General features: G+C 70.5%; 26 protein-coding genes. 16 read left to right on the forward strand and 10 right to left on the reverse strand.

Annotated elements, in window-relative coordinates; genetic code table 11:
• The first annotated feature begins 21 nt into the window (after positions 1 to 21).
• Positions 22 to 165 carry a hypothetical protein gene (locus I3F58_RS02345; protein ID WP_240106448.1) on the forward strand — a complete coding sequence of 48 codons (144 nt, stop codon included), beginning with the start codon at positions 22 to 24 and terminating at the stop codon, positions 163 to 165.
• A 136-nt stretch (positions 166 to 301) separates the two neighbouring features.
• On the opposite strand, the gene I3F58_RS02350 is transcribed toward I3F58_RS02345, so the two are convergent.
• The 3 genes from I3F58_RS02350 to I3F58_RS02360 are packed head-to-tail and all read right to left on the reverse strand — an operon-like array spanning position 302 to position 4,739.
• On the reverse strand, positions 302 to 1,600 hold the full coding sequence (locus I3F58_RS02350; RefSeq protein WP_240106449.1) for a hypothetical protein: 1,299 nt from the start codon (positions 1,598 to 1,600) through the stop codon (positions 302 to 304).
• Between the two features lie 14 nt (positions 1,601 to 1,614).
• On the reverse strand, positions 1,615 to 3,480 hold the full coding sequence (locus I3F58_RS02355) for a polysaccharide biosynthesis tyrosine autokinase (RefSeq protein WP_240106450.1): 1,866 nt from the start codon (positions 3,478 to 3,480) through the stop codon (positions 1,615 to 1,617).
• A complete protein-coding gene (locus I3F58_RS02360) occupies positions 3,477 to 4,739 on the reverse strand; it encodes a glycosyltransferase family 4 protein (protein WP_374207893.1) in 1,263 nt (420 codons plus the stop codon). The genes I3F58_RS02355 and I3F58_RS02360 overlap by 4 nt, the downstream gene beginning before the upstream one ends.
• A gap of 199 nt (positions 4,740 to 4,938) precedes the next feature.
• On the opposite strand from I3F58_RS02360, the gene I3F58_RS02365 reads away from it, so the two are divergent.
• Positions 4,939 to 5,412, forward strand: coding sequence for an adenylyltransferase/cytidyltransferase family protein (locus I3F58_RS02365; protein ID WP_240106452.1), 474 nt, complete (start codon positions 4,939 to 4,941; stop codon positions 5,410 to 5,412).
• A 6-nt stretch (positions 5,413 to 5,418) separates the two neighbouring features.
• Here the strand turns inward: I3F58_RS02365 and I3F58_RS02370 are convergent, their stop codons facing one another.
• From I3F58_RS02370 to I3F58_RS02380, 3 genes are all read right to left on the reverse strand, one after another.
• Positions 5,419 to 6,171 (reverse strand): CDP-alcohol phosphatidyltransferase family protein, encoded by a 753-nt coding sequence (locus I3F58_RS02370; RefSeq protein ID WP_374207889.1) that lies wholly within the window; start codon positions 6,169 to 6,171, stop codon positions 5,419 to 5,421.
• Positions 6,172 to 6,473: 302 nt separating this feature from the next.
• Entirely contained in the window at positions 6,474 to 7,565 is a 1,092-nt protein-coding gene (locus I3F58_RS02375) for an LCP family protein (RefSeq protein WP_240106453.1), read from the reverse strand.
• Positions 7,566 to 7,738: 173 nt separating this feature from the next.
• Positions 7,739 to 9,241, reverse strand: coding sequence for a peptide MFS transporter (locus I3F58_RS02380; protein WP_240106454.1), 1,503 nt, complete (start codon positions 9,239 to 9,241; stop codon positions 7,739 to 7,741).
• Between the two features lie 455 nt (positions 9,242 to 9,696).
• On the opposite strand from I3F58_RS02380, the gene I3F58_RS02385 reads away from it, so the two are divergent.
• Both I3F58_RS02385 and I3F58_RS02390 read left to right on the forward strand, forming a co-directional pair.
• Positions 9,697 to 10,374, forward strand: coding sequence for a response regulator transcription factor (locus I3F58_RS02385; protein ID WP_240106455.1), 678 nt, complete (start codon positions 9,697 to 9,699; stop codon positions 10,372 to 10,374).
• A 55-nt stretch (positions 10,375 to 10,429) separates the two neighbouring features.
• Entirely contained in the window at positions 10,430 to 11,701 is a 1,272-nt protein-coding gene (locus I3F58_RS02390) for an ATP-binding protein (protein ID WP_240106456.1), read from the forward strand.
• A gap of 25 nt (positions 11,702 to 11,726) precedes the next feature.
• Here I3F58_RS02390 and I3F58_RS02395 read toward each other — a convergent pair whose 3' ends face one another.
• Positions 11,727 to 12,236: a GtrA family protein gene (locus I3F58_RS02395; RefSeq protein ID WP_240106457.1), complete on the reverse strand. Its 510-nt coding sequence runs from the start codon at positions 12,234 to 12,236 to the stop codon at positions 11,727 to 11,729.
• A gap of 162 nt (positions 12,237 to 12,398) precedes the next feature.
• Between I3F58_RS02395 and I3F58_RS02400 the strand changes: the two genes are divergently transcribed.
• From I3F58_RS02400 to I3F58_RS02420, 5 genes are all read left to right on the forward strand, one after another.
• Positions 12,399 to 13,538, forward strand: a complete 1,140-nt coding sequence (locus tag I3F58_RS02400; protein WP_240106458.1) for a 5-(carboxyamino)imidazole ribonucleotide synthase — start codon at positions 12,399 to 12,401, stop codon at positions 13,536 to 13,538.
• Positions 13,539 to 13,566: 28 nt separating this feature from the next.
• Positions 13,567 to 14,064 (forward strand): 5-(carboxyamino)imidazole ribonucleotide mutase, encoded by a 498-nt coding sequence (purE, locus tag I3F58_RS02405; protein WP_240106525.1) that lies wholly within the window; start codon positions 13,567 to 13,569, stop codon positions 14,062 to 14,064.
• Entirely contained in the window at positions 14,061 to 15,260 is a 1,200-nt protein-coding gene (locus I3F58_RS02410) for a dipeptidase (RefSeq protein WP_240106459.1), read from the forward strand. The genes purE and I3F58_RS02410 overlap by 4 nt, the downstream gene beginning before the upstream one ends.
• A gap of 136 nt (positions 15,261 to 15,396) precedes the next feature.
• The gene (locus I3F58_RS02415) at positions 15,397 to 15,993 is read left to right on the forward strand and encodes a TetR/AcrR family transcriptional regulator (RefSeq protein WP_240106460.1); all 597 of its coding nucleotides are present in this window, start codon (positions 15,397 to 15,399) and stop codon (positions 15,991 to 15,993) included.
• On the forward strand, positions 15,990 to 16,481 hold the full coding sequence (locus I3F58_RS02420; RefSeq protein ID WP_240106461.1) for a nitroreductase family deazaflavin-dependent oxidoreductase: 492 nt from the start codon (positions 15,990 to 15,992) through the stop codon (positions 16,479 to 16,481). Before I3F58_RS02415 ends, I3F58_RS02420 begins: the two co-directional genes overlap by 4 nt.
• Positions 16,482 to 16,781: 300 nt before the next feature.
• Here I3F58_RS02420 and I3F58_RS02425 read toward each other — a convergent pair whose 3' ends face one another.
• Positions 16,782 to 17,894, reverse strand: a complete 1,113-nt coding sequence (locus tag I3F58_RS02425; protein WP_240106462.1) for an amidase domain-containing protein — start codon at positions 17,892 to 17,894, stop codon at positions 16,782 to 16,784.
• Positions 17,895 to 18,486: 592 nt separating this feature from the next.
• On the opposite strand from I3F58_RS02425, the gene I3F58_RS02430 reads away from it, so the two are divergent.
• Positions 18,487 to 20,328, forward strand: coding sequence for a transglycosylase domain-containing protein (locus tag I3F58_RS02430; RefSeq protein WP_240106463.1), 1,842 nt, complete (start codon positions 18,487 to 18,489; stop codon positions 20,326 to 20,328).
• A gap of 40 nt (positions 20,329 to 20,368) precedes the next feature.
• Here the strand turns inward: I3F58_RS02430 and I3F58_RS02435 are convergent, their stop codons facing one another.
• On the reverse strand, positions 20,369 to 21,691 hold the full coding sequence (locus I3F58_RS02435; protein ID WP_240106464.1) for a hypothetical protein: 1,323 nt from the start codon (positions 21,689 to 21,691) through the stop codon (positions 20,369 to 20,371).
• A gap of 408 nt (positions 21,692 to 22,099) precedes the next feature.
• On the opposite strand from I3F58_RS02435, the gene I3F58_RS02440 reads away from it, so the two are divergent.
• The 6 genes from I3F58_RS02440 to I3F58_RS02470 all read left to right on the forward strand — a co-directional run bounded on the left by I3F58_RS02440 (position 22,100) and on the right by I3F58_RS02470 (position 26,496).
• Complete coding sequence (locus I3F58_RS02440; RefSeq protein WP_240106465.1) at positions 22,100 to 22,729, forward strand: hypothetical protein; 630 nt, start codon at positions 22,100 to 22,102, stop codon at positions 22,727 to 22,729.
• The gene (locus I3F58_RS02445) at positions 22,726 to 23,235 is read left to right on the forward strand and encodes a hypothetical protein (RefSeq protein WP_240106466.1); all 510 of its coding nucleotides are present in this window, start codon (positions 22,726 to 22,728) and stop codon (positions 23,233 to 23,235) included. The genes I3F58_RS02440 and I3F58_RS02445 overlap by 4 nt, the downstream gene beginning before the upstream one ends.
• A 338-nt stretch (positions 23,236 to 23,573) precedes the next feature.
• The gene (locus I3F58_RS02455; RefSeq protein WP_240106468.1) at positions 23,574 to 24,098 is read left to right on the forward strand and encodes a DUF6879 family protein; all 525 of its coding nucleotides are present in this window, start codon (positions 23,574 to 23,576) and stop codon (positions 24,096 to 24,098) included.
• Positions 24,099 to 24,115: 17 nt separating this feature from the next.
• Positions 24,116 to 24,961 (forward strand): helix-turn-helix transcriptional regulator, encoded by an 846-nt coding sequence (locus I3F58_RS02460; RefSeq protein ID WP_240106469.1) that lies wholly within the window; start codon positions 24,116 to 24,118, stop codon positions 24,959 to 24,961.
• Positions 24,962 to 25,238: 277 nt separating this feature from the next.
• Positions 25,239 to 25,739 carry a hypothetical protein gene (locus tag I3F58_RS02465; protein ID WP_240106470.1) on the forward strand — a complete coding sequence of 167 codons (501 nt, stop codon included), beginning with the start codon at positions 25,239 to 25,241 and terminating at the stop codon, positions 25,737 to 25,739.
• 88 nt (positions 25,740 to 25,827) lie between these two features.
• Positions 25,828 to 26,496, forward strand: a complete 669-nt coding sequence (locus I3F58_RS02470; protein WP_240106471.1) for a bifunctional 2-polyprenyl-6-hydroxyphenol methylase/3-demethylubiquinol 3-O-methyltransferase UbiG — start codon at positions 25,828 to 25,830, stop codon at positions 26,494 to 26,496.
• 47 nt (positions 26,497 to 26,543) lie between these two features.
• Here I3F58_RS02470 and I3F58_RS02475 read toward each other — a convergent pair whose 3' ends face one another.
• Positions 26,544 to 26,837, reverse strand: coding sequence for a GntR family transcriptional regulator (locus I3F58_RS02475; protein ID WP_240106472.1), 294 nt, complete (start codon positions 26,835 to 26,837; stop codon positions 26,544 to 26,546).
• Positions 26,838 to 26,879: the final 42 nt, after the last annotated feature.

Consider the following 26,879-nt stretch of genomic DNA (forward strand, 5'->3'; position numbering starts at 1 on the left):
GCCTCCGGTGTCCTCGCCGGTGTGTTCCTGCTCGTTCTCGCCGTCCGTGCGTACCGCTCCGGGGCGCCGGTCCGCCGGCCCGCGGCCGGAGCCGTGATCTTCTTCAGCGCTTCGTACGCGCTCGTGCGGGACGCGCGGCGGCTCCGCGCCGGGCCGACAGCCTGACAGACGCCGCCGGGCCGACGGGCACCGTCCGTCGCTGCCGGTGTGTGCCGTCGACGGAGGCGCAGCGGGCGCGAATCGAGCCGTTCCCACCGGCCGGACAGGACGGCGGGGCGGCCGACGGGGCAGAGGAAACGGCCTACCCGCGCCCCGCCCGGTGCCGGGCCCGCCCCCGGGGTGTCTCCTCGGACGGCCCGTCCGCCGCGCGGCGCAACCGCAGCACCCGTACCCAGGCCGCCACCGCCTTCAGCCCCGACCCGCACGCCAGGCCCCAGGCCGCGCCCAGCGCACCGCCCAGTGCGAAGCCGGTGAACAGCAGCACCACGGACAGCACCGAGAACACCAGTTGCACCGGCAGCGTCTGCTTCGGGCTCAGCACCCGCAGGGTCAGCAGGGCGCTCACGCCCAGACCCATCAACGTGTACTGCGCCGCCGACGCGGGCAGCAGCTCCGCGACCGCGGGCCACGTGTCGCCCAGCACCTGCCGCCCCCACCCGTCCGGCAGCAGCCACCACACCGCGCCCCACACCGCGCCTGTACCGGCCAGCGCGGCGCCCAGCAGGAGCGTCGCCCGCACCACCGCGCGCCCGCCGCCGAGGCGGTTCAGCAGCGGCGGCCCGAATCCGTTCGCCGCGCCGAAGAACACGTTCAGCGGCCCGAACAGCGCCGACGCACCCCGCAGCGCTCCCACCGCCAGCGGGCTGCCCACCGCACCGAGCGCCAGCACCGCCAGCTGACTGGAGCCGTTGCCCACCGCGAACTCGACCGCGAACCGCTGCCCCAGGTGGCCCCGCCGGACGTACCGCCGCAGGTTTCCGCGCCCGCCCGCGCCCAGCGTCCGCCGCAGCAGCAGAAGTCCGGCGGCCAGACCGGGCAGGGCGGCGAGCCCCCAGGCCAGCACCAGCCGCGACGGTGACGCCCCGTCCGGCTGCGCCATCAGTACGGCCACCGTGCACACCAGCCGCAGCCCGTCCGCGACGAGCGCGTGGTGCGGGCGGCCCAGCAGGGAGAAGCAGTACCGCGCCGCGTCCTGGAGCAGCACCACCGGCAGCACCGCGCCGAGCGCCGCCAGCGCACGGCCCGACGGCTCGGCCAGCAGCCCGGCTACCGGACCGGACACCAGGCCGAGCGCCACCAGGGCGACGCCCACCGCGCAGGACGCCGCCGCCGTGAAGCCGAGCGCGCTCCGGCAGGCCGCGGCCCGCTCCGGCAGGGTGCCCTTCTCCAGCACCAGCGCCTGACCGACGTACGCCATGAACAGGCCCAGCGCCACGGTGAACACCAGGTACACCATGGAGAACTGCGCGAAGCCCGACACCGTCGAAAGCCGCGCCGCGAGGATCAGGACCAGGATGTTCGTGAGCCCGGCCGCGCCCTGGTCGAGTACCGATGCGAGCGCGGCCGTACGGCCCCGGAGGGCTCTCTCGGGAGTGTCCACGGCCGAAGGACCGCTCACTGCCGACGAGGCGCGACGGTGCGCAGCGCCATCGTGGAACTGGCGTCCCCCTGGGCGGCCTGCTGCTCGTAGCCGCCGTTCTGGCCGGCCGCCTCGTAGTCCGTGTCGTACCCGTCGTCATAGCCCTGGTCGGCGGCTTCGTAACGGTCCGCGTCGGCGTATCTGCCGCTGTCGCCGGAGTCGGGGCCGGAAGCACCGCCGCCGCGCTGACCGCGCCCGCCGCTCTTGCGGCGGCCCTTGCCGCCCTGGGGACCCTTCTCCTTGCCGCCGCCCTGGCCGCGGTGCATGACCGTGCCCAGCACGGTGCCGCCCGCGCCGGTGATGAGGTCCCGCAGCCGGGAGAGCTGGGAGCGGTGCACGCCGCGCGGGTCGCACACCACGAGGACACCGTCGACCCGGTCCACCAGCGCCAGCGCGTCCGCGTACGCGAACACCGGCGGGGTCAGCACGATGACCGTGACCTGCGGGTCGTTGGCCTCCTCCACCAGGCGGGACATCTCCGGCGAGGTCAGCGCCCGTGCCACGTTCCGCACGCGCGTGCCCGGCACCAGTTCGAAGCTGCCCGACTCACCGGCGTCCACGGTCAGCCGCCGCGTGCCGGGCCAGCCGCTGTTGCCGCCGCCGTCCGCGTCCTGCCTCCACGACGGGCGGTTGAGCTCGCGGGCCCGCAGCTGGTTCTCCAGCGACGGGCGGCGCAGCTCGGCCTCCACGATCAGCACCCGCTTGCCGGTCTCCGCGAACGACGCGGCCAGGTTGACGGCCACCGCCGTCGCCGTACGGCTGGAGCCCCGGGGCGCGGCCACGAGCAGCCGCCGCCGGTCCGCGAACCGCTGGTCGTACGCGAGCCGGTAGGCGATCGACCGGTACTCCTCCGCGAGCGGCGAGTCCTCCCGGTTCTCCGCGAGCAGCGGTTCCGAGTCCCCGGTGCGGGGCAGCGACCCCAGGACCGGGGCACGCAGCGCACGCGCCACATCGCCTTCGGAGCGGGCAGCGGGGTCGAACACCAGCCGTACCCACGCCAGCAGCAGACCGAGCGCGATGCCGACGGCGCCGCCGAGACCCAGCGACAGCGCCCAGCCCGGCCCGTCGGACTCGGTCGGCGCCGTGGCGACCTTGATCACCTTGCCAGGCGTCATGTCGAGCGCCTTCAGCTTGCTGATGCGGTTGTTCAGCTCGGTGATCCGGTTGAGCAGGTTGGCCTTGACCGTGTACTCGGCCTCGACGTCGGAGCCGGTCCTGCCGTCGAGCTTCTCCGCGAGCTTGTCGTGTTCCTTCGCGATCGGATTGAGCTGCTTCTGCAGCCCCTCGATCATCGTGTCGCGGGTGTTCTCGGTCTGCTCCTGCCGGTCCGCGAGGTACGCGTCGACCAGGGCGTTGGCGCGCTGCGCGGAGACTCCCGGGTTGTCGCTGGTGTAACTGAAGCGCAGCACCAGCGACTTGGGCGGGTTGGTGACCTGGAGCTCGTTCAGCAGCCCGGCCGGGTCGCCGTCGTACGCCAGCTTCTCCGCGGCCTTCTCGGCGGTGCGGCGGCTGGTCGCGGCCTGCCGCTCGGTGTTCATGTCGAGGGTCTTCTCGACCGCGATGCTCGGGTTGAAGGGGTCCTCGGTCGCCGCCCGCAGCACGACGTCGCTGGTCGCCACGTAGGTGTCCGAGGTGCTGAAGCCGAGCCAGGCACCGCCCAGCAGGCCGAGCAGCACACCGCCCGTGATGAGCCGCGGATAGCGCAGCAGCTGCCGGAACTGGTCCCGGAGCAGGTCCGGTTCGTCCTCCATGACCACGGCCGGTGGCACCTGTCCCGCGGGTGCAACCGCCGGTATCGCCGCCGGCCCGCCCGAGCCGCCGCCCTGTGCGTGCTGCGTCACCTGTTCGCCCCTCCTGATGTTCCGCGACCGGCAGCCGACGACCCGGCCGTACCCGCCCCGGCCAGGGACAGGGCCTCGTCCAGGAGCGCGTCGTAGCGCGCCAGACCGGCGGCCCGGCCGAGATGCGCCTCCACGTGGCGCGGCCCCGCCGTCCCCAGACGCTCCGCCGCGACCGGGTCGGAAGCCAGATTACGTACCGCCGCGAGCAGCGCCGCCGGGTCCTCCGGCGGTACGAGCACGCCGGCCCCGGAGCGCCGGACCTCCTCCGCGGTTCCACCGCCGTCCGCGACGGACGCGACGACCGGCCGTCCGGCGGCGAAGTACGAGGTCAGCTTGGACGGCACGCTCATGTCGAGGACCGAGGCCCGCTGGGTGACGGCCAGCACATCGGCGGCGGCCATCACGTCGGGGAACTGGTCGGAGTCGACCGGCGGCAGGAACTCCAGGTTCGGCACGTCCCGCGCCAGCTCGCTCAGCGTCTCCCGCTGGTTGCCGTCGCCCATCAGCACCACCCGCACGTCCCGGCCGAGGCGCGCGGTCTCCACCAGGACCTCCAGGCCCTGCTTGAGGCCCATGTTCCCGGCGTGCAGCACGACCGTGTCACCGGGCGCCCAGCCGAGCCGCGCCCGGGTCTCCTCACGGGGCGCGGAGGGGGCGGCCACATGCGACCAGTTGGGAACGATCCGTATCCGCTCGGGCGCCACGCCCAGCGCCGTCACGCGCTCCACGAACGTCTCGTGGATGACCCCGACGAGCGTGGCCCGCCGCAGCGCGTAGCCCTCGACCCGGGCCGCCGCGGCAGCCGCCTTGTCGCCGCCCTCGATGCCGCTCTGCTCGGCCGCGGCGCCCATCAGGTCCTGCACGACCGGCACGTACGGGGCTCCCCAGCGCTTCGCCAGCCGGGCGCCCGTCACCCCGCCCGCGAGGCTGGGCAGCTGTGCGACGACGGCGTCCGGCCGCTCGATGCGCGGGGGCGCGACCAGCTTGTGGGTCAGCACCGACGCCTCGAACACGGCCCGCCGCACGGCCGTCTGCCGCGCGGGCACGCTGTGCCGTCTGCGGTGCACGGTCACGCCGTTGCGCTGCTCGGTGCGGCGCCACGCGCCCTGGTAGTCCTCGTCCACCGTCCAGGACGGGTAGTGCGGCATGCCGGCCAGGACGTGCGTCTCGTGTCCCTGGGCGGCCCAGTGCTCGGCGACCTGTGTGGCGTAGGGTCCGATACCGGTGTGCTCGGGTGCGTAGTTCGTGGACACGAGCAGCACACGCCGCTTCCGCTGTGCCTGCTGCGGCGGTATACCACCCGGCTCCGATGGACGTGTGTCCGGCATCGGCTGCCCCCCATTGTGACGAACGATTGCCCGTGCACCCTAATCGTTCACCTGTCCTCCCGCTCACGTGCACGGTACTGTCATGCCGGATACACGGGGGCGGAACGTTTCAGAGGGGGCCAAGCAAGCCATGTCGGAGCGCCGAGGATACCGGGTCGGATATGCCCCGGGGGCCTACGATCTTTTCCACATCGGACATCTCAACATCCTCCGTCACGCCCGGCAGCACTGTGACTACCTGGTCGCCGGAGTGGTGTCGGACGAGATGGTGGAGATGGCCAAGGGGCGGCGCCCGGTCATCCCGCTCATCGAGCGGCTGGAGATCGTCCGCAACATCAAGTACGTGGACGCCGCGTTCGTCGAGACCGTGCCGGACAAGGTGGAGACCTGGAAGCAGGTCCGGTTCGACGTCCTGTTCAAGGGCGACGACTGGCGGGGCACGCCCAAGGGCGACAAGCTGGAGCAGGACTTCGCGGAAGTCGGCGTGGACGTCGTCTACTTCCCGTATACGGTCCACACCAGCAGCACCCAGCTCCGCCGCGCCCTGGACGCGCTCACCGACCCGGCGCCGCAGGGCGAGACGGCGGGCGTCCAGCCGGGCTGAGACGTTTCAGCCGTTGTCGAGTTCCCGGAACCACTTGACCAGGAACAGCGGCAGATAGAGCGCGGCAGCGGCGCCCAGCAGCCCGTAGCCCCACAGGAACAGCGGCCCGCCACCGAGCAGCACGAACACCAGGCAGAAGACGCCGTGATCGACCGGCAGCAGCGCGACCGCGCGCAGCGTCGAAGGCGCGGGCGGCGCGCTGCCCGGCGCGGGCCTGGGCTTCAGCTTCTCGGTGAGCAGCCCGCCGACGAACGTGACGATGGTCGCGAGCAGGAAGCCGAACGGCAGCAGCAGCCACAGCTCGGACCCCTCGGTGCCGTAGAACCCGGGGTACCGGTAGAAGCTGATCGCGACCGCGAGGTGAAGAACCGTGAGCTTCGCGCAGTCCACGACGTGATCGAGCCACTCCCCGGCCGGGGACCCGCCCCCGCGCAGCCGCGCGAGCTGCCCGTCCGCGGAGTCGAACGCGAACCCGACGACGAGCGCGGCGGACACCAGCACCCCGACGGCCCACGAGGGTGCGCCCAGGGCGAGCACGGCGACCCCGGCGAAACTGAACGCGGCACTGACGACGGTGACCTGGTTGGGAGTGAGCCGGGCGACATAGGCACTGGCGGCCAGCACACGTCCCGCGGGCCGGTTCACGAACCGCGAGTACAGCGACACCCCCTTGGCGGCCTTCTGCGCGTTCCGCAACCGGGAGAGCGCCTCCCCCCACGACATGCGCACCCCGCCGTCCACGACAGTTCCGCCCGCCATCACACCCCCTGCGTCTGTCCACCGCATGCCCTTCACACGGCAGACCGCCCATGATGACAGCCGCGCCCCCGGCCGGGTGACCGGGGGCGGCGAGGGGGGCCGCCTTCGCGTCCCGCCGCGGTACGGCGCTTCGGCCGGGGCGGGGCTGCCCCCGCTCCGTCGCGGGAACGGCCCCCGGCCTGACGGATCCCCCTGACCCGCACCCGCTGGGCGCCGCGTCCGCGGGGACCTGCCGACGCGGGCGGCGGACCCGTGCGCAGACCGGGGCACCGGGCCCGGAAGGGCGGGCCCCCGGGAAGGCGTCAGCGCGCCGTCGCCGGCGACTTCGTCGCCGACTCCGGAATCGACGCGTCCTCCCGGAGCGCCCGCCACAGCGCACCCGCCTGCGGCTCCGCCGCCACCACCCGGTTCGGGTCGGCCTTGTCGTACGCGACCGGCAGCATCACCGTCTCCATCGTCGACGGATCGATCCCCTGCATCTCCCGCCCGAACTCCGCCAGCGCCGTCAGCGAGGCCAGCTCCTCGTCCGTGGTGAGCGCCTTGGTGGCGGACTGCGCGATCCGGTACGCCTTCGCCGGGCTGCCCAGCAGGTCCTGCTGCTTGACCTCCTTCAGCAGCGCCATCATGAACTGCTGCTGAAGCCCGATCCGCCCCAGGTCGCTGCCGTCCCGGTACCCGTACCGGGTGCGGACGAACTTCAGGGAGTCCGTGCCGTTCAGCCGGTGCGTCCCGGGGTCCAGGGTGAACCCGCCCTTGGTGTCCCGGATGGGCTCCTTGACGTCGACGGTGACACCGCCCAGCTCGTCGACGAGTTCCTTGAACCCGGCGAAGTCGATCTCCATGAGGTGGTCGATGCGCACCCCGGACATCTTCTCCACGGTCTTCACGACGCAGGCGGAACCACCCGTGGTGTACACGGAGTTGAACATGACCCGGGATGCCGCCCCGGTCTCGCCGCCCGAGGCGTCCGTACAGACGGGCCGGTCCACCAGGGTGTCGCGCGGAATGCTGACCGCCACGGCCCTGGACCGGTCGGCCGAGATGTGTACGACGAGCGCGGTGTCGGACCGGGCGCCGCCCACCTTGCCCGCGTCCAGTGCGGCGTTGTCCCCGGCGCGCGAGTCGGACCCCAGGACCAGCAGGTTCGTCGCGGCGAGCGCGGTGGGCGCCTTCTCCGGGCGGTTGTCGCCGAGGGCCTGGTTGATGTCCACGCTGTTGATGTTGCTGTCCAGCTCCCGGTACGTCCACCAGGCCGCCCCGGCTCCGCCCAGCACGAGCACGGCCAGCCCCAGCCCGGCTATCCGCAGCCCCCGTCGCTTCCCGCGCCCGGCGGCCCGGCGGGAACGCTTCCGTGACGTCCTGCCACCGGCCCGCTGCTCCGTGGTGTCCGACATGAGTCCCTCCCCCTTGACACGACCGGCGACGCCCTACGCCTGACCGGTCGCTGAACTATAGGCATCTCGTCCGCCGCCACCGAAGCCCCGTGCGTCACACCGAGGCGGGTACGGAGAAGGGGCGCCCCGCCTGTCCGGCGCGGCGCCCCTGCAGCGGACCAGCGGTCCGTGGCTCAGTGCACGCCCCCCATGAGCGGCTGCACCTTCCGGCGGAACATGAAGATCGCGACACCGCCCAGCACCGCGACGGCACCCTGGCTGGCGAACCACCACTCGGTGTCCGTCGGCGCACCCACCAGCTGGAGCAGCGAGATCACGGACGAGCCCGCCGTCACCGCCAGGAACCACACGCCCATCATCTGCGAGGCGTACTTCGCCGGTGCCAGCTTCGTCGTCAGCGACAGGCCGACGGGGGAGAGGGTCAGCTCACCCACGGTCTGGATCAGGTACACCGAGCACAGCCACAGCGGCGTGACCTTGGCCCCGCCCGAGGACGCGGCCTGCGCCAGCATCATCACGAAGAAGGAGCCGCCGATCATCAGCAGACCGGTCGCGAACTTGCTGAGCGTGCTCGGCTCCTTGCCGCGCCGCGACAGCGCCACCCACAGCCAGGCGAAGACCGGAGCCAGTGCCATCACGTACAGCGGGTTCAGGGACTGGAACGCGCTGGACGGGAAATCGAAGCCGAAGAGTGTGTTCTCGGTGTTGTTCTTCGCGAACAGGCTGAGTGTGGAGCCGGTCTGGTCGTAGATCGCCCAGAACGCGGCGGCGGCCACGAAGAACCAGGCGTACGCCGACATCCGGGACCGTTCCACCGGCTCCAGCTCGCGGTCGCGCCGCACCTTCACCAGGTAGTAGGCCGGCAGGGCCAGGCCCAGAAGGGTCAGCGGCCACAGCACCCAGTCGATCGTGAACACGCCGCTCAGGCCGACCAGCGCGTAGGCGCCCGCGGCGACGGCCAGCCAGATGAGGGCCTTGCGGACGAAGCCGATGCGTTCGGCGGCGGAGAGCGGGGCGGGCACCCGGCTCGACTCGGGCGCCAGGCTGCTGAAACCGGTGAAGTAGAAGACCAGGCCGATGGCCATACCGACACCGGCCATGGCGAAGCCCAGGTGCCAGTTCACCAGCTGGCCGACGGTGCCGATGGTCAGCGGCGCGGCGAAGGCACCCAGGTTGATGCCCATGTAGAAGACGGTGAAGCCGCCGTCCCGGCGCGGGTCGTTCTTGTCCTGGTACAGGTGGCCGACCATCGTGGAGATGTTGGCCTTCAGCAGACCCGAGCCTGCCGCGATGAACGCCAGGCCGGCGAAGAAGGACGCCTCGAACGGCACGGCCAGCAGAAAGTGGCCGATCATGATGATCGTGCCGGAGATCGCCACGGTCTTGCGGGCGCCCCACACCCGGTCACCGAACCAGCCGCCCGGCAGGGCCAGCAGGTACACCATCGCGTTGTAGACGGAGTAGATGGCGACGGCGGTGGCGTCCTCGAAGCCGAGCCCGCCCTCGGCGGCCTTGGCCGACAGGTAGAGGACGAGCAGGGCGCGCATGCCGTAGTAGCTGTAGCGCTCCCACATCTCGGTCATGAAGAGGAAGGCCAGGCCGCGGGGGTGGCCGAGGAAGGTCTTCTCGTGGGCAGCGGGGCTGCCCGCCGAGTCCCTCGTCAGGCTGGACGCCATGGTCACGATCCTTGTGTGTTTCTCGGGACGTGTGCCGCCGGGTGAGCGCCGCACGCCCGCGTGGGGGACGGCCGGTACCGGTGCGGGGTCGCCGCTCCGGGATCCATGCCCCGCCGCGTGTCATCGCGCCGCGAAGCCCGGCCACAGGTCATTGCTCGCACCGGGTCCCGTGGGGGGACCCCGGCGTTTCTGACGCCGCGCAGAAAAGAGACCTTCGACCTGTCAACGAGTGTTGGCGCCAAAGGTCCCGGATTGCCGCTACGGGAGCGTCTCGCCACCATACGCCACGAGAGTGCGCCATTTGGAAGGGCTTGAGAGATGAATCACAGGCGATCATGGAACCGTATGCATATATTCAAAGGTTGTTCCTTAATTCCAGTCGCTCATGCCCAGGTTCTGGTGATCCTGACGCGATCTCCGCACGGGCTTCACCCCACGCGGACTACCATCACTCCATGACCCGTGTACTGCTTTCCGAGGACGACGCCTCCATCTCGGAACCGCTGGCCCGCGCCCTGCGCCGGGAGGGGTACGAGGTCGAGGTGCGCGAGGACGGGCCCGGTGCCCTCGAAGCCGGACTGCGGGGAGGGGTCGACCTGGTCGTGCTCGACCTGGGCCTGCCGGGCATGGACGGGCTCGAGGTCTGCCGGCGGCTGCGCTCCGAGGGGCACGCCGTGCCGATACTCGTGCTCACCGCCCGTGCCGACGAGGTGGACACCGTCGTGGGACTCGACGCGGGCGCCGACGACTACGTGACCAAGCCCTTCCGTCTCGCGGAACTGCTGGCCCGCGTCCGTGCCCTGCTGCGCCGCGGTGCCGCCGAAGCCGCCGTCCCGCCCGCCACCCACGGCGTACGGATCGACGTCGAGTCGCACCGGGCCTGGATGGGCGACGAGGAACTCCAGCTCACCGCCAAGGAGTTCGACCTGCTGCGGGTCCTGGTCCGGGACGCCGGGCGGGTCGTCACCCGCGACCAGCTGATGCGTGAGGTGTGGGACACCACCTGGTGGTCCTCCACCAAGACGCTCGACATGCACATCTCCTGGCTGCGCAAGAAGCTCGGGGACGACGCCGCCAACCCCCGCTTCATCGCCACCGTGCGCGGGGTCGGCTTCCGTTTCGAGAAGAGCTAGACGACCGGACGACGAGAAGAGACCAGGGACAAGACGACCAACGGAAGGCCGGTCCGTGCGCCGTCGGCTGATCAACTCCACCCTCGCCGTGGTGCTGGTGGTCATCACCTTCTTCGGGGCGTCCCTCGTCCTCGTCGAGACCCGCATCATCAGCACCAGCGCCCAGGAGAGCGTCGACACCGAGGCGGTGCGCCTCGCCAGCATCGTCGACAGCAGACTCGTCGGCGGCGAGCCCGTCCACCCGGGCATCCTGGCCGACCAGAGCGGCACCGAGCGGTACGCGCGGATCGAGATCCCCGGCGAACCGCCCATCGAGGTCGGCACCCGCCCCGACGGCAGTGTCATCCGCGGCTCCGCCACAGGAGAGCAGGGCGAGAAGGTCACCGTCGAGGAGTCCCGCTCCGGCGTCCTGGCCGAGGTCGGCCGTACGCTGCTGATCATCGGCGCCGTCGCGCTGCTGGCCGTCGTGGCGGCCGTCCTCCTCGCCGTACGCCAGGGCAACCGGCTCGCATCCCCGCTCACCGACCTCGCGGAGACCGCGGAACGGCTCGGCTCCGGCGACCCCCGCCCCCGGCACAAGCGGTACGGCGTCCCCGAACTGGACCGGGTCGCGGACGTCCTGGACTCCTCCGCCGAACGCATCGGCCGGATGCTCACCGCCGAGCGCCGCCTCGCCGCCGACGCCTCGCACCAGCTCCGTACGCCCCTCACCGCGCTGTCCATGCGGCTGGAGGAGATCGCCGCCACCGACGACCTGGAGACGGTCCAGGAGGAGGCACACGCCGCGCTCTCCCAGGTGGAGCGGCTCACCGACGTCGTCCAGCGGCTGCTCACCAACTCCCGCGACCCCCGTACGGGCTCCGCCGTCGCCTTCGACCTGGACGAGGTCGTCAAGCAGCAGATCGAGGAGTGGCGCCCGGCCTACAACAACGCGGGCCGGGCCCTCGTACGCTCCGGGAAGACCGGTATGCGGGCCGTCGGCACCCCGGGCGCGGTCGCCCAGGTGCTCGCCGCGCTCATCGAGAACTCGCTCATGCACGGCGGCGGAACCGTCGCGCTGCGCACCCGCGTCACCGGAAACCAGGCCGTGGTCGAGGTCTCCGACGAGGGCCCGGGTGTCCCGGCCGACCTCGGGGCGCGGATCTTCGAGCGGACGATCAGCGGCCGCAACTCCACGGGTATCGGCCTCGCGGTCGCCCGCGACCTGGCGGAGGCGGACGGCGGCCGGCTGGAACTGGTCCAGCTCAAGCCCGCGGTGTTCGCGCTGTTCCTGAGCCGGGAGGCGGGCGGAGGCGACAAGGCGGCGCATCCCCGCCCGGTTCGCTGACCCCCGGCACGCGCGGCGGGCGGACCTAGCGGCTGCCCTGGCCCACCGGCTCCGGATCCCCGGCCGCCTGCGGCTCCGGCGCCGGAGCCGCCGCCTCGGGCAGGGGGAGCGCCCGGAACACCCAGGTCCGGTACGACCAGAACCGGAACAGCGTCGCCACCCCGATCCCGGAGAACTTGAAGAAGTTGTTCTGCAGGGGGCTGTCCCACCCGAAGCCGTACGTCGCCGTGTACAGCACCCCGTTCTCGATCACGAGCCCCACCACGCTGAACACCAGGAACAGCGTCATCTCGCGGGTACGCCCGGACTTGTCACGGTCCCGGTACGTGAAGTAGCGGAACCCCACGTAGTTGCACCCGATGGCCACCACCGTGGCTATCAGGCTGGCCCGTACGACCGGGATCTCGGTCACTTGCCGGACCAGGTTGAACACCGCCATGTTGACCAGCAGCCCGACGCCGCCGACCACGCCGAACTTGGCGATCTCCCGGGCGAGCTGGTCAAGCCGCGCCCGCAGTGCGCCGCGCTCACTCATCGTGATCTTTCAGCCCCGTCCGGTCGGATCCGTCAACTCGGTCATGCTAACCACCACCACCCGGGTGACGCTCGGGTAACCGAAATCGCCCGGAACCGCCAGCCGGGGGCAATGCGACGGCCGTCATACGGGGCACGGGCGGGCGGCCTTTACCCTAGGAGGGTGACGTTCCCGGTAGTCGGCATGGTCGGCGGCGGTCAGCTCGCCCGTATGACCCACGAGGCGGGCATCCCCCTCGGCATCAGATTCAAGCTCCTCAGCGATACCCCACAGGATTCCGCGGCCCAGGTCGTGAGCGATGTCGTCATCGGCGACTATCGCGACCTGGACACGCTGCGTGACTTCGCGCGCGGGTGCGACGTGATCACTTTCGATCACGAGCACGTACCCACCGAGCACCTCAGGGCCCTGGAGGCGGACGGCATCCCCGTCCGTCCGGGGCCCGACGCTTTGGTGCACGCCCAGGACAAGGGCGTGATGCGCGCGAAGCTCGACGCGATCGGCGTGCCCTGCCCGCGCCACCGCATCGTGGCGGACCCGGCGGACGCGGCGGCGTTCGCGCAGGAGGTCGGGAGCTTCCCGGTCATCCTGAAGACGGTCCGCGGCGGCTACGACGGCAAGGGCGTGTGGGTGGTCCGCTCCGAGGCGGACGCCCACGACCCGTTCCTCGCGGGTGTGCCGGTGCTGGCCGAGGAGATGGTCGACTTCACGCGGGAGCTGGCCGCGAACGTCGTCCGCTCCCCGCACGGCCAGGCCGTGGCGTACCCGGTGGTGGAGTCCCGCCAGGTCGACGGCGTGTGCGACACGGTGATCGCCCCGGCGCCCGATCTCCCGGCGGACCGCGCCCTGGAGGCTCAGGAACTGGCCCTGCGCATCGCCGCGGAGCTGGGTGTCGTCGGCCACCTCGCCGTGGAGCTGTTCGAGACCCGCGACGGCCGGATCCTCGTCAACGAGCTGGCGATGCGCCCGCACAACTCCGGGCACTGGACCCAGGACGGCGCGGTGACCTCCCAGTTCGCCAACCACGTACGGGCGGTCCTCGACCTGCCGCTGGGCGACCCGCGCCCCCGCGCGCCCTGGACGGTCATGGCGAACGTGCTGGGCGGCGACTACCCCGACATGTACCAGGCGTACCTGCACTGCATGGCCCGGGACCCGCAGCTCAAGATCCACATGTACGGCAAGGACGTGAAGCCGGGCCGCAAGGTGGGCCACGTCAACACCTACGGCGACGACCTGGCCGACGTGCTGGAGCGCGCCGGCCACGCCGCCGGCTATCTGCGAGGAACGATCGTTGAGTAACGCACCCGCGCCCCTCGTGGGCATCGTCATGGGCTCCGACTCCGACTGGCACGTCATGGAGGCCGCCGCCCAGGCGCTCGACGAGTTCGAGATCCCGTACGAGGTCGACGTCGTCTCCGCGCACCGCATGCCGCGGGAGATGCTCGCGTACGGGGAGCAGGCGGCCGACCGCGGCCTGAAGGCGGTCATCGCGGGAGCCGGAGGGGCCGCCCACCTCCCCGGCATGCTGGCCTCGCTCACGCCGCTCCCGGTCATCGGCGTACCGGTCCCGCTGAAGTACCTGGACGGCATGGACTCCCTCCTCTCGATCGTCCAGATGCCGGCGGGCGTCCCGGTGGCGACGGTGTCGGTGGGCGGAGCGCGCAACGCCGGCCTGCTGGCGGCGAGGATCCTGGCGACCCAGGACCCCGACCTGCTCTCCCGCATGAAGGAGTTCCAGCAGGAGCTGAACGACCAGGCCACGGAGAAGGGGAAGCGTCTGCGGGCCAAGGTCGAGGGTTCGCCGTCGTTCGGCTTCGCGAAGTGACGGCCGCGGCGGGGGAGCACCTGCGGGACGCGCTCGACCTGCTGGCCGAGGCGCCGGTCGTGGACGGCCACAACGACCTCCCGTGGGCGCTGCGCGAGAAGGCGGGCTATGACCTGGACCGCCTGGACATCGCCCTGGACCAGACCGGCCGCCTGCACACCGACCTCCCCCGCCTGCGCGCGGGCGGGGTCGGTGCGCAGTTCTGGTCGGTGTACGTCCGCAGCGACCTGGCGGGCGACGACGCGGTCAGCGCCACGCTGGAGCAGATCGACTGCGTGGACCGCCTGCTGGTGCGCCACCCGGCGCAGCTGGCCGGGGCGAGGACGGCCGACGACATGGAGGCGGCCCGCGCCCAGGGCCGTATCGCCTCGCTGAAGGGCGCCGAGGGCGGCCACTCCATCAACAACTCGATGGCCACCCTGCGCGCCCTGTACGCGCTGGGCGTGCGCTACATGACGCTCACGCACAACGACAACATCGCGTGGGCGGACTCGGCGACGGACGAGCCCGGGGTGGGCGGCCTGTCGCCGTTCGGCCGCGAGGTGGTCCGTGAGATGAACCGCCTGGGCATGCTGGTGGACCTGTCGCATGTGGCGGCGACGACCATGAGGGACGCCCTGGAGGCCACCGAGGCCCCGGTGATCTTCTCCCACTCCTCCGCCAGGGCGATCTGCGACCACCCCCGCAACATCCCCGACGACGTCCTGGAACGCCTCCCGGCGAACGGCGGGGTGGCGATGGCGACCTTCGTCCCCAAGTTCATCCTCCCGGCAGCGGTGGAGTGGACGGCCAGGGCGGACGAGAACCTGCGGGCGCACGGCTTCCACCACCTGGACACCACCCCGGAGGCGATGCGCCTCCACGCGGAGTTCGAGGCGGGCGACCCGCGCCCGGTCGCCACGGCGGCGACGGTCGCGGACCACCTGGACCACATGCGTGAGGCGGCCGGTGTCGACCACATCGGCATCGGCGGCGACTTCGACGGCACGGCCTTCACCCCGAACGGTCTGGAGGACGTGGCGGGCTACCCGAACCTGGTGGCGGAACTCCTCTCCCGCAACTGGTCCAAGGCGGACGTGGCCAAGCTGACCTGGCACAACGCGGTCCGCGTCCTCCGCGACGCGGAGGCGGCCGCCCGTGAGGCGGCGACCCGGCGCGGGCCGTCGACGGCGCGGCTGGAGGAACTGGACGGCTGAAGCCGCCTGGACGGCACCCGACGAAGGGCACCCCGCCGCTGTGGCGGGGTGCCCTTCGTCGATGCGTCTGGCGGGCGGGGACACCCGTCTGCAATAATGACTGACCAGTCAGTCATTATTGCCAGAGGGTGGTGCGATGCCGAAGCAGGTCGATCGTGAGGCGCGGCGGGAGGAGATCCTCGCCGCCGCGGTGCGGGTCTTCGCCCGGCACGGGTACGACGGCAGCCGGATCGAGGACATCGCCCGGGAGGCGGGCATCGCCAAGGGCAGCGTCTATCTGTACTTCGGCAGCCGCGAGGAGCTGCTGCGGGCCGCGTTCGAGGGGCTGGCGGCCCGCTCCGAGGCCCTGCTCGCGGACATCGCCCGGCAGCCGGGCGGAGCCTCGGAGCGGCTGGAGCTCCTGGTCCGCTCGGTCATGGAGCTGCTGGCCCGGGAGCGCGACCTCGCCCGGGTGCTGCTGGACGTCTGGTCGGCGGGGGTGCGGGCGCCGGAGTGGATCGACATGGCGGCCTTCTACCGGGACTACCGGGCAGCCGTCACCCTCCTGCTGACGGCGGAGGACGGGCACGGCGCCGAACCCGCCGTCGCCCCGCCCGCACACGCCACCGTGCTCGTCGGAGCCATCGAGGGATGCGTCCTGCAGGCGCTGTTCGACCGCTCCGTCGACCTGGCCGCCCTCGCGGATCCCCTGGTCACCCTGCTCGTCCCGAGAGGAAGGGAACACACGCCGTGATCAACCCGCTCAAGGGCGGACCGCCCACCAAAGGACTCCGGCGCCTGGTGCTGCGCGCCCCGATCAAGCTCTACCGCGTCGGACTGGGCGGACTGCTGGGCCACCGCATGGTGCTGCTCACCCACACCGGCCGGAAGTCCGGCCGACCCCGCCAGGTCGTCCTCGAAGTGGTCGCCCGGCTCCCCGAACCGGGCACGTACCTGATCGCCTCCGGATACGGCGAGCGCTCGCAGTGGCTGCGCAACATCCTCGCCACACCCGAGGTGGGCTATCAGGTCGGATGGCGCAGGTACCGGGGCACGGCCGTACCGCTTCCGCCGGAGGAGTCCGGCCGCGCCCTCGCCGACTACGCCCGCCGCCACCCGCGCCTGGCCGGACGCCTGATGCGGTCCGTCGGCCACGCCCCGCGCACCCCGGCCGACTTCGAGGCCCTGGGCGCCGACCGCCGGAAGGGCGTGCCGCTGATCGCCCTGCGCCCGGCGGACTAGTGCCGCATCAGGCAACGTCCGTCCGGCTCGGCCACGTCGCGGAGGTCGGGCTCTCCGCCCTCCGGTCGGTCACGGCTCATCCCGTGTCGACCGCGACCGGCCGGACCGGCTTGACGGGTTCGTCGCCCCGCTCTGCTGGAATCCGCCGGTGTCACACACGATGTACGGTCCCATGAGCCGCGTGGCGGCAGTGCCGGCCGGATACCACCGGCCGCCGAGCAGTGCCAGGGCGTAGTGCGGATCCCGGGCCGACGTCGGCGAGGGACGGATCGACACCGCACAGGAGCGGCCGGACCGGCGTCAGGTGCGGTAGGCGTAGTACACGGCGTTCGGGTACGAGGCCACGATGCTCGCCAGCGACTTCCGGTACGTGTTGACGGAGTGGTACGTGAGGTAAGGGACCCCGCTGAAGCTCCGGTACGTGGTGATCATCGTGTGGTCCTTCGAACCGTCCCGGTCGAAGTCCATCTGCATGACGTCGCCGACATCGAGCTGGTAGGCGCTGGCCAGGTTGGTCGCTCGCTTCTGGGAGAGCGTGAACCAGGACCACTCGTTCGCGCCCACCCAGGAGGTGGACTGGTACGAGTCGCCGTACCACCAGGCGCGGTGGTCGTCGTAGCCGCCGGGGACGTGCTGCCAGCCACCGGCCTTGAGGGCCTGGCTGACGAAGTTGGTGCAGTCACCGCCCGCGTCGTTGAACCTTCGGTACTCCGGGTTGTAGTTGTACCAGTAACGTTCGGCGTACCTGGCCATGGCCCGGTAGTCGTAGCCGGTGGCGTTCCAGTCCTTCGGCGCGCTCGGGGCGGGCCAGGTGGTGGCGGCGGGCTTGCTGGCGGGCAGCGCACCCGGGGCGCTCTGTGCGGTCGTGTCGGGCTGGTTGACCGCCACCAGCCCGGTGTCGGTCGGCCGGATGCGCGTCAGCTCCCACTCGCCGCGGCCGCGCTCGGTGAAGCGCAGTTCGTGGTGTGCCTGGAAGCCGGTGGTGGACGGCTCGTCGCCGCGTACCTTCTTGTAGGTGAGGGTCGTGGTCTCGGTGACCTGGACGGTGGCGTGCCGTCCCCTGACGCGGACCTTGTCCACGTCGACCCGGGTGTCCGAGTCGGCGTACGCCTCACCGAGCGCCGCGAGGCGGGCCTTGCGCCCCCTGAGCTTCGACCGGCCGCCCTTCTCGTGGCGGGCCAGCGCGGAGGCGACACGTATGTTCCGGTGGCGCTGCCGGTCGGCGCTCCGGGGGCGCTCGCGGTCCAGGAGCGCTTCCGTTCGCTCGTCGAGCACGTCCTCCGCCATCTGCTGGAACGATTCGGCGGTTCTGCTGTCCACCCCGGTGCTGTCCAGGGCCTGCTGCCCCGTCGCGCCGGCCGTCGAGGCCGGTACGACGAGGGTCGTCAGGATCGCGGCCGATACCGCACTCACAGCGATTCTGAGGGAGATTCGATTCACGTGGTGTCCCCTTCTCACCTCGGCCGTCCGGCCGAGCACCGGAATGGTCACACAAGATCCTCGGTGAAGGGCCATGGGTGAAGAGGCTGTGGCGCCGCGGTGACAGGATTCGGACGTACGACGGCAAGGCTGATGATCCCCGGCGTGTGCCTCGCAGCGGGGGTATGGGAGAAGTCCTTCCCAGTTCGCACGCAAGGTGGGCCGGTCCGGGTAACGGGTGAACGGTCCGCCGCGGCCACCGGCGTGTTCGGGGGGCGGCCGTACCGAGTAGGACCGGAAGAGAGTGCTGTGAAGTCGTCGTCATGGGAGATACGGAGCGTGTTCCGTGGGTAGGCGGGGGAAGCGTCCTGAGCAGGGGAGGAAACCGGTACGGGGCCGGCGTGCCGGGCGGGAGAAGCGGACCGGAGAGCCGCGACGGGTGTCCACCCGGCCGGTTCGGAGCCTTCTGAGGCGTGTACGCCCCCGGTATCCGCGCCCTGGCAGAGCCGGGTACCGGCGCTGGATTCCCTCCTGGCGCCAGACTCTGGGGGCGTTCGCCGCGGGGCTGGGAGCGCTGACGACCCTGATGGGCATCGCGTACGCGCTGACGGAGATCCCGGAGAAGCCGAACGACTTCGCGACCCAGCAGGACAACGTCTACTACTGGTCCGACGGCACCAGGATGGCCAGAACCGGCTGGATCAACCGTCAGGAGATGCCCCTGGAGAAGGTACCCGAGGACGTCCGGTGGGCGGTGCTCGCGGCCGAGAACGCGAGCTTCTACTCCGATCCGGGTATTTCGCCCTCCGGGATCCTGCGTGCGCTGTCGCGCATGGTCAGCGGCGGCCAGACCCAGGGCGGTTCGACCATTACCCAGCAGTACGTCAAGAACGTCTACCTGAGTCAGGACCAGACGTTCTCCCGGAAGTTCACCGAGATGCTGCTGGCCGTCAAGATGGACAACAACTTCACCAAGGACGAGATCCTCGAGGGGTATCTGAACACCAGCTGGTTCGGCCGCGGCACGTACGGGATCCAGCGTGCTTCCCAGGCGTACTACGGAAAGGACGTGTCCCGGCTGAACGCGAGCGAGGGGGCGTTCCTCGCATCTCTCCTCAAGGGGGCCGGGCTCTACGACCCGACGCTCGGTCCCGAGAACCGCGAGCGGGCGGTCGAACGATGGGAGTGGACTCTCGATCGCATGGTCGAGATCGGACGGCTCTCCCCGGCCGAGCGCGCGAAGTACAAGACCTTTCCCGAGCCCACCGAGACGACCGGCGGCAGGACCGATCTCAGCGGGCAGCGCGGCTATCTCACGGAGCTCGCCAAGTCGTACGTCGTACGTGTCGGCAAGGTCCCGGAGAAGGATTTCGACCACGGTGGCTACCAGATCTACACCACCTTCGACCGGGCGAAGACCGAAGCCCTGGAAGAGGCGGTGACCGAGGAGCGGAAGAAGCTCGACACGGAGGAGAGGGAGTCCGACGGGTTCGTCAAGACGGGCGCGGCGACGGTCGCCGGCGACGGGCGCATCACCGCCCTCTACGGGGGCCCCGGTTACTTCAAGCAGGGATTCAACGAGGCCAACGCCGTCGTGGTTCCTGCCGGTTCGGCGTTCGCGCCGGTCGTGTACGCCGCCGCGCTCACGGACGGCGTCGTACGGGAGCGCGATGCCGACCGCCGGCCCGTCACCCCGTCCACCCCGTACAACGGGCAGCACAACGCGACGGTGACGACTCCGGAGGGCCCCTACTGGGACCGCGGCGGCAAGATCTTCCAAGGCAGGAACGACGGAGAGAAGGACTGGGGCAGCAGCATCACGCTCCGTGGCGCCATGGTGAACTCCGTGAACTCCGCCATTCTGCAGCTGGGCATGGACGTGGGTCTCGACCGCCTGCGTGTCCATGCCCGCAAGGCGGGCCTCCTCCCTTCCAGCATCGGCCCCCAGGTGCCCGCGCTCGCGCTCGGCAACTCGACGCCCAGCGCGATCCGCATGGCTGCCGTGTACAGCACCTTCGCCGCCGGAGGGGTCAATGCCTCCCCCCACTCCGTCACCCGGGTCACCAAGAACGGGTCGGGGGTCGCCCTGCCCGAGCCCGCCACCCGGCGGGCCTTCTCGGCGGACGTCTCCGCGAAGGTGACGGACGCCCTGCGCGGTGTCGTGGCCGAGGGCACCGGCCGGGACGCGCGGATCCCCGGTCTCCGGCCCGCGGGGAAGACGGGCACCACCGAGGACAACACGGCGGCCTGGTTCGTCGGCTACACCGAGGACGAGGCGACGGCGGTCTCGATGTACCGGATGGACCTCAGGAAGCTCGAGCTGATGCCCCTGGACGGTGTGGCGGGCCACACCTCCGAAACCCAGGGCCACCCCATGCCCCTGGACATCTGGCGGAACTACACGGAGGCCGTGGCGGCGCGCCCCTGACGGGAGTGCGCCGCCACGGCGGTCAGAAGACCCGGAGTCCTCAGAAGACCACGTTCTCCCAGATGGGGGCCTGCGCCGGGTCGAGCGAACGAAGCCGCTGCAGGACCTTCGGGTCCTGCGCGTCCATCCAGTCGGCCAGCTCGCGGAACGACACGCACTTCACGTCCTCGCGTGGACAGACCTCGCGTATGACGTCCTCCACCGCGTTCATGTAGATGCCGCCGTTCCACTGCTCGAAGTGGTTGCCGATGAACAGGGGGGCACGGCTGCCGTGGTAGACCCGGTTGAAGCCGTTCATATAGGCGTCATGGGTGGTCTTCTCCCACGCCGGATACATGGACGGCTCGCCCTGGGTCTCGCCCCCCGACTGGTTGTAGAGGAAGTTGAAGTCCATCCCGAGCACCTGGATCTCCTTGCCCGGATAGGGCAGCATCTGCAGCGGGAAGTCCCAGATATCCCCCTTCTTGCCGGGCCATATCTGGAAGTCGCCCGGCGAACTGGCGTCGTAGCGCCAGTCGAACTGCCCGATGGCCGACAGCAGTGTCTTCTGCCCCTCCAGGCAGGGAGCGCGTCCCCCGACGAACTCACGGTCGGGGTCGAAGGGCAGCGGCGGAAGATCCGTGTAGCCGGTGTTCGTCTTCCACTCCTTCACCATGTCGTACGTCTGCTGGATCTCGCTCTTCCACTCCTCGACGCTCCAGTCACCGCCGCCCTTCTCACCGCAGAAGTGGCCGTTGAAGTGCGAGCCGATCTCGTGCCCCTCCTGCCATGCCTTCCGGAGCTGCTCCAGCGTGCTCCGGATGTGCCCGTCCGTGGGGTACGAGATGGCGGCCGAGCCCCGCTCGTGCTGCGGTGGTTCGTACGCGTCCTTCTTCGACGCGGGGAGCAGGTATATCCCGGTCAGGAAGAACGTCATATGGGCGTCGCTCTCCTCGGCGACCTTCCGGAAGTGGGAGAAGAGGTGGTCGTCACCCTCCAGCGCGCCGTCCCAGGAGAACACCACGAACTGCGGGGGTTTCTCACCCGGCTTGAGGCGCTCCGCCTTGAGCTGGTCCGGCTGTGGTCCCGTGTAGGAGGTGGAGCCGTCGCCGAGGATCTTCACCTTGCCGTCCCACGGCTCCTCCTCGCGGGCCTTGCCGTCCGCCGACGGCTCACTGTCCCGCCTTGCTGTCTGCGCCTTGCCGGGGTCGCTGTCGTCGGCGGCCGCCATGTCGTCACCGGCCAGGAACTTTCCCAGGGCCAGCGCGATCGACACCAGCACCAGTGCCGACACCGCCACAACGGCCATACGGGAGCGGGTGCGGGCGGCGCGGCGGCTCCGTGCTCGCCTGCCGACACGTCGTGGGGAGGGGCTTCGAGTCATGGGGCACTTCTTCTCATAAGGAGAGAAAATCGGATGTTCATCTGGTGTGTCGGTGTGCAATATAGGGCGCCTTCCTGTGGGGATGGTGAAGGTGCGCCGGTCCCGGAGTGTCACCCTTTCGGCGGTACTCGGCGGCCGGTCCACGCGGCCTGTGACGGAAACACCCGGGCACGGGCTGCCTGTGGGCCCTCGGGCTGCGGAGACGCCGGAGCGGCCCTGATCCGGTTCCGGACCCACAGCCCGGCGGACTTGAGCAACATGAGCGGTCGCGAGCGCAGGCTCCGCCCGGAAGACGGACGAGGATTCCCCGATCAGGTGCCGCGGACAGGATCCAGGACACACACGCGGGTACCGACGGGGCGGACGTTGCCTGATGCGGCACCAGGCGGGGGAAGAGGGGACTGAACCATGTGGGACATGGAGGGGCAGGCCGAGTGGCTCACGGCGGGGTGGGGCCGACGGCTCATCCTCGCGGCGGGGGTGCCGTGCACAGCGGTGGGGCTCGCCGCAGGCGCCCTGTACCTGGACAGCGGCGGCTGGTCGGTCCTGCTCACGGGCCTGATGTGGCTGCTGGTGGTGGTGGTCGTGGCCGCGGACCTCATCGTCCACCTCACCGCGGGAGGCCCGGAGCGGCCGAGGTTCTACGGGGCCGGTGCGGCGGCGATGATCGCCTCCTTGATGGTCGGCGCTTTCGCCGTCTCCCTGTGGATGCTGCACACCCGGGGCGTGCAAACCGAGTGCACCGTCACGGACGTCACCCGGGTGTGGGTCCGCGAGTCGCCCGGCGACGACAGGGACCTCGCGTACCGGCACCGCCTCGACTGCGCCGACAGCGGCCTGGAGACATACGTCCTCCGTTCCCCGGAGGATCCCGGAACGCGCCTGTCCCTGGTCTACGACCCGGCGGGCCGCCTCACCACCATGCCCCGGGGCCTCGTCGCACTCGGCCCGCCCCTGCTCTGGACCTCCGGCGCCTCACTGGCAGCCGCGGTACTGTTGCGCGGCTTCGCCGTGGTGCCGCGCAGGAAGCGGCGGTGAACGCTCACGACGGCGTCGTCGGCCAGGCCGAGGGAAGACGCACGGTGGACGCCGACACCCTGGTGGAGGACGTCCGGCTGCTGCTGCGCGAGGCGGAGATCCGCGCGGTCGGCCGGGCCGCGGGCATGGGCGTCGTGGAGTTCACCGGCCCGCAGGGTGAAGACCTCCGGGTGCACATCCAGTGCGCCTTCCGGATCTTCCACGACGGCCGGGCCGTCCTCGGGTCACGGGACATGGCGTACGCACCCGACAGCGTCGGCCCCGAAGCCTTCGACACCTTCTCGATCGTGTACGACACCTGTGCGGCGCTTCTGACCTGCGTCATGGCCGGGGCAAGACCCCGGGTGCAGGAGGTCCACGTCGGCAACGACGGCACCCTCACGGTGGAGGCGACCCGCGGCCTCCGCGTCGGGGCGTTCCCCGGTGCCTCCCCCGCAGAGGCGGAGTCCTGGCGCGCCTTCCAGCGCCACGGACCCCACTACGGGCACCCGCCAGAGGTCATCTGACGCCGCAGCCACCACGCACGCCGCCCAGAGCCGCCCCACCGGGCCCGGGCCCTCTTGACTTCGGCAGTTCCGCAGAGTGAGGGTCATGCAACCAAGCGCGACGCACGCGACAGCGGAGGTTGTCATGGCACTGCGGTTTGTCGGAAAAGATCCAGAGTCCGGGGATCACGGTTCTCCGGCTGTGTGGGTCGATGAGGGTACGAAGGACCTCGTCATCCAAGGATGGAAGGCAGACTCACAGACCACAGGGGGGAGCTCGCAGGACGTACCGATCCCCGGTCATGAGGCAGTGATCCGGGTACCGAACCGGATGATCCCGCTTCTGAGGGAGGCGCTTGATGTCGCAGAGCTTGACTAGCTTTGCCGACCTGCTTCGGGCGGCCGAGACGTCGGCCGTTCATCTGGAGATGCGTGACGCCTACGGTATCGAGAACGAGAACGAGGGATTCGCTGCGTGGCGTAAGGGACACCGGCTGGACCCTGACGACCGCACCTCCTGGTGGCGACCGTGGCTCGACCTCGTACAGGAGGTTACGAGGAAGGGCGTCGAAATGCGCCGGGCCCGGATCATCTCGGAACCGGTGAGCGACTACATCCGCTTCGAGTACTCGGGCACGTTCACCAACATCGCGGCAGGCGAGCAGATCCGCTGGCTCTCTCGGCGCCAGGCGTCTGACCTGGCCCTACCGGGGAACGATTTCTGGCTCTTCGACAGTCGGCTGGTCCAGTTCAATATCTTCGACGGGGACGGTCGGTGGGTGCATACCGACCAGACCGAGGACCCGGCCGTCGCTCAGCGCTGCGCCAACGCATTCGAAGCGGTGTGGGAGCGGGCTGTCCCACACGAGAAGTTCATCATCTGACCCTGGTCGGCCAGCACATGCCCACGCCTCCCCTCTCCACGGCTCAAGCGGCTCGTGCCGCCGTCGCGGCGCGCCTGGAAGCAGTCATGAAGGACGCCGGGCTCACAGGGCATGAACTGGCCGTCCGGTGCGGCTGGCACAAGTCGAAGTCCTCCCGCATCGTCCGCGGCAGGACGCCTCCCTCGGACGCGGATATCCGGGCTTGGTGTACGGCTTGCGGCGCTGAGGACCAGATACCCGACCTGATCGCGGCCTCACGCAACGCCGAGTCCATGTATGTGGAGTGGCGCCAGATCCACCGCGACGGAATGCGTCGCGTGCACGAGCAGACGGTGCCTCTCTACCAGCGCACACGCTGCTTCCGTGTCTACGCCTCCAACGTCGTACCCGGGATGCTCCAGACCGCCGAGTACGCCGCCGGGTTGCTGCGCTCCATCACCGACTTCCAGGAAACTCCCGACGACGTGGCTGAGGCCGTGCAAGCCCGCCTGAGACGTTCCCGCGTCGTGCGGGAAGGTGATCACCGCTTCGGGCTGCTGCTCGAAGAGGCGGTACTGCGCTACCGCGTCGCAGACGAGGAAGCGATGGCGGAGCAGCTCTGCTCGTTGCTCTCGGTGATGGCCCGGCCCAATGTGTCTCTCGGCATCATCCCGTTGGCCGCGCGCCGCACCGTATGGCCGCTGGAAGCCTTCTATGCATTCGACGATGCGCAGGTGGCCGTCGAGACGCTGACGGCGGAGGTCAACGTCACGGCCCCCGGCGAGATCAGGACGTACCTGAAGGCGTTCAGGGAACTGTCCCGCATCGCGGTCCGCGGCACGGACGCTCGCGACGTGATCCGAAGGGCGATTGACTCGCTCTGAGGAATCCGTGCAACCGCGTGCAACTTGCTGGGTGTTGAAGTTCCCGGGTTCCTAGTCTGGTCACCACACAGACGACGTGAAGGGGTGTCGGCATGGTGAAGCCGAGACCTAATGGGGTGAGCCGGTAGAACTGCCGCTCAGGACTGATCCGGAGCTCGCTCCCGTGCCCGGCGGTGTCGGTTGCGTGGAGTCGGCCGGCGTTCGGCGCGCTCGCCCCGTCCGAGACCGGGTTGCCCTGCATGCACCACTCGAACCGATCGGGAGGAGCACCACCTACATGACTGTCGCCGTCATCAATCACACCGTCACGCGCACGCGTGACCCGAAGGAACTCCTCAACGCCGTCGCACCGCGCATCGGACACCTGACGGCCAACGTCTTCGACAGCGGCATGACCGTGTGGGACCGTGAGGTCGCCCTGCTGCTGCGCGACGAGGTCATGGTCCGTGACCTGGCCGAACGCATCCTCGCCAACGCCGTGATGTACATGGTCGCTTCGATGGAGCACCCCGAGGTGCACCTCGGGGTCGGCAAGGTCGTGGACATCGGCGTGCACCAGGTCATCCTGGACACGCCCGTGTACTTCGCGCTGTGCGCGGCGTACAACGGCGGCGCCTACAAGCACCACGCGCCGTTCGTCCAGCGCCGCAACGACGGCACCGTCGTCCGGACCGCCGACTTCCTGCGTTCCGTCGGCTTCGCGCCGGACAAGGAGCTGTGGGACCGGGACGGGGCCGAGTGCTCCCCGTGCGACAGCAAGGTTCCGGACAGCCACTGACCACCGCACCGCTGCACCAGGTTGGGGGCCCCGCCGCTCCGGTGGTGCCCCGGGCAGCGTTCCGATCCCGCCCGACAGGACCATGACCGTGAGTGCACCGCACAACTACGACCACGAACGCCAGCTCTGGGACGCCTACGCCAAGAGTGCCTGGAAGGACGACTCCAACGGCGAACCGGTGTTCCGGTGGACTCAGTACACGAACCACCCCCAGGACCCCGGCCCCGGTCTGCTGCGCGATCCGGGAAGCGTCCTGGAGATCGGCTGCGGTACCGGCCGGGCGCTCGCCTACCTCGCACAGCATGGCGTGAAGGCCACGGGTGTGGACCTGTCACCGGTGATGGTGGAGAACACCGCCGAACGGTTCGGCCACCTCGGAGCACGGTTCGTGTGCGCCGAAGTCCTGGAACACCTCGCCCACACCACGACCACGTACGACGCGGTCTACTCCGTCTTCGGTGCCGCCTGGTTCACCGCCCCCGAGCGGCTGTTCCCCCTCGTCTTCGAGCACCTGAACCCGGGCGGTGTGTTCGCGTTCTCCCAACCCCCCGCCATCCCCGGCGCCTACGGCCCGCAGGGCATGTACAAGGGCGGCTTCGCCGGACCCGCCATGTACACCTACCGCTACAGCTACACCCCGGAGAGCTGGCAGCAGTTCCTGTACGGGGCCGGTTTCACCGAGGCAACGGCGACCGAGCTCGCCGCGCCCACCGCCGGTCACATCGGAACGCTCATCGCCACCGGCGTACGCCCCTGATCTGGGGTCAGGGGCGTGTGTGGGCCGCCATGGCCTTGGCGCGTCCGCTACTCGGCGGACCGGTCACCTTCGGGCCCGTCAGGGGGCTGGGGCGCGTCGGGTTTCGCGATGACGAACACACCCTTGCCCTGAACCCCGCGAACCACTCCCTCTGCCTGGAGCGTCTCGATGGCCGACTTGATGGTGCGGCGGCTGACCACACCTCCCGTCTCCTGCTCCAGCTCGTAATGGGAGGGGATGCGGCGGCCGATCGGGATTTCGCCACGTCGGATTCGCTCTCGTAGCGCGGATGCCAGCTGCAGGTACATCGGCGTGATGCTCTCGCGGTCGATCTCGATCATGACTTGGAGCGTAAGAGATCAACCCAGGTCAACATAGGTCGA

Source organism: Streptomyces sp. MUM 203J, assembly GCF_022414595.1.
In the GTDB taxonomy this organism is placed as follows: Bacteria; Actinomycetota; Actinomycetes; order Streptomycetales; family Streptomycetaceae; genus Streptomyces.

Coding starts and splice junctions, on each gene's coding strand:
- I3F58_RS02365 (WP_240106452.1), top strand. CDS start 4,939: ATGTCGGAGCGCCGAGGATACCGGGTCGGATATGCCCCGGGGGCCTAC.
- I3F58_RS02370 (WP_374207889.1), bottom strand. CDS start 6,171: ATGGCGGGCGGAACTGTCGTGGACGGCGGGGTGCGCATGTCGTGGGGG.
- I3F58_RS02375 (WP_240106453.1), bottom strand. CDS start 7,565: ATGTCGGACACCACGGAGCAGCGGGCCGGTGGCAGGACGTCACGGAAG.
- I3F58_RS02380 (WP_240106454.1), bottom strand. CDS start 9,241: ATGGCGTCCAGCCTGACGAGGGACTCGGCGGGCAGCCCCGCTGCCCAC.
- I3F58_RS02385 (WP_240106455.1), top strand. CDS start 9,697: ATGACCCGTGTACTGCTTTCCGAGGACGACGCCTCCATCTCGGAACCG.
- I3F58_RS02395 (WP_240106457.1), bottom strand. CDS start 12,236: ATGAGTGAGCGCGGCGCACTGCGGGCGCGGCTTGACCAGCTCGCCCGG.
- purE (WP_240106525.1), top strand. CDS start 13,567: ATGGGCTCCGACTCCGACTGGCACGTCATGGAGGCCGCCGCCCAGGCG.
- I3F58_RS02415 (WP_240106460.1), top strand. CDS start 15,397: ATGCCGAAGCAGGTCGATCGTGAGGCGCGGCGGGAGGAGATCCTCGCC.
- I3F58_RS02430 (WP_240106463.1), top strand. CDS start 18,487: ATGGGCATCGCGTACGCGCTGACGGAGATCCCGGAGAAGCCGAACGAC.
- I3F58_RS02435 (WP_240106464.1), bottom strand. CDS start 21,691: ATGACTCGAAGCCCCTCCCCACGACGTGTCGGCAGGCGAGCACGGAGC.
- I3F58_RS02440 (WP_240106465.1), top strand. CDS start 22,100: ATGTGGGACATGGAGGGGCAGGCCGAGTGGCTCACGGCGGGGTGGGGC.
- I3F58_RS02455 (WP_240106468.1), top strand. CDS start 23,574: ATGTCGCAGAGCTTGACTAGCTTTGCCGACCTGCTTCGGGCGGCCGAG.
- I3F58_RS02460 (WP_240106469.1), top strand. CDS start 24,116: ATGCCCACGCCTCCCCTCTCCACGGCTCAAGCGGCTCGTGCCGCCGTC.
- I3F58_RS02465 (WP_240106470.1), top strand. CDS start 25,239: ATGACTGTCGCCGTCATCAATCACACCGTCACGCGCACGCGTGACCCG.
- I3F58_RS02475 (WP_240106472.1), bottom strand. CDS start 26,837: ATGATCGAGATCGACCGCGAGAGCATCACGCCGATGTACCTGCAGCTG.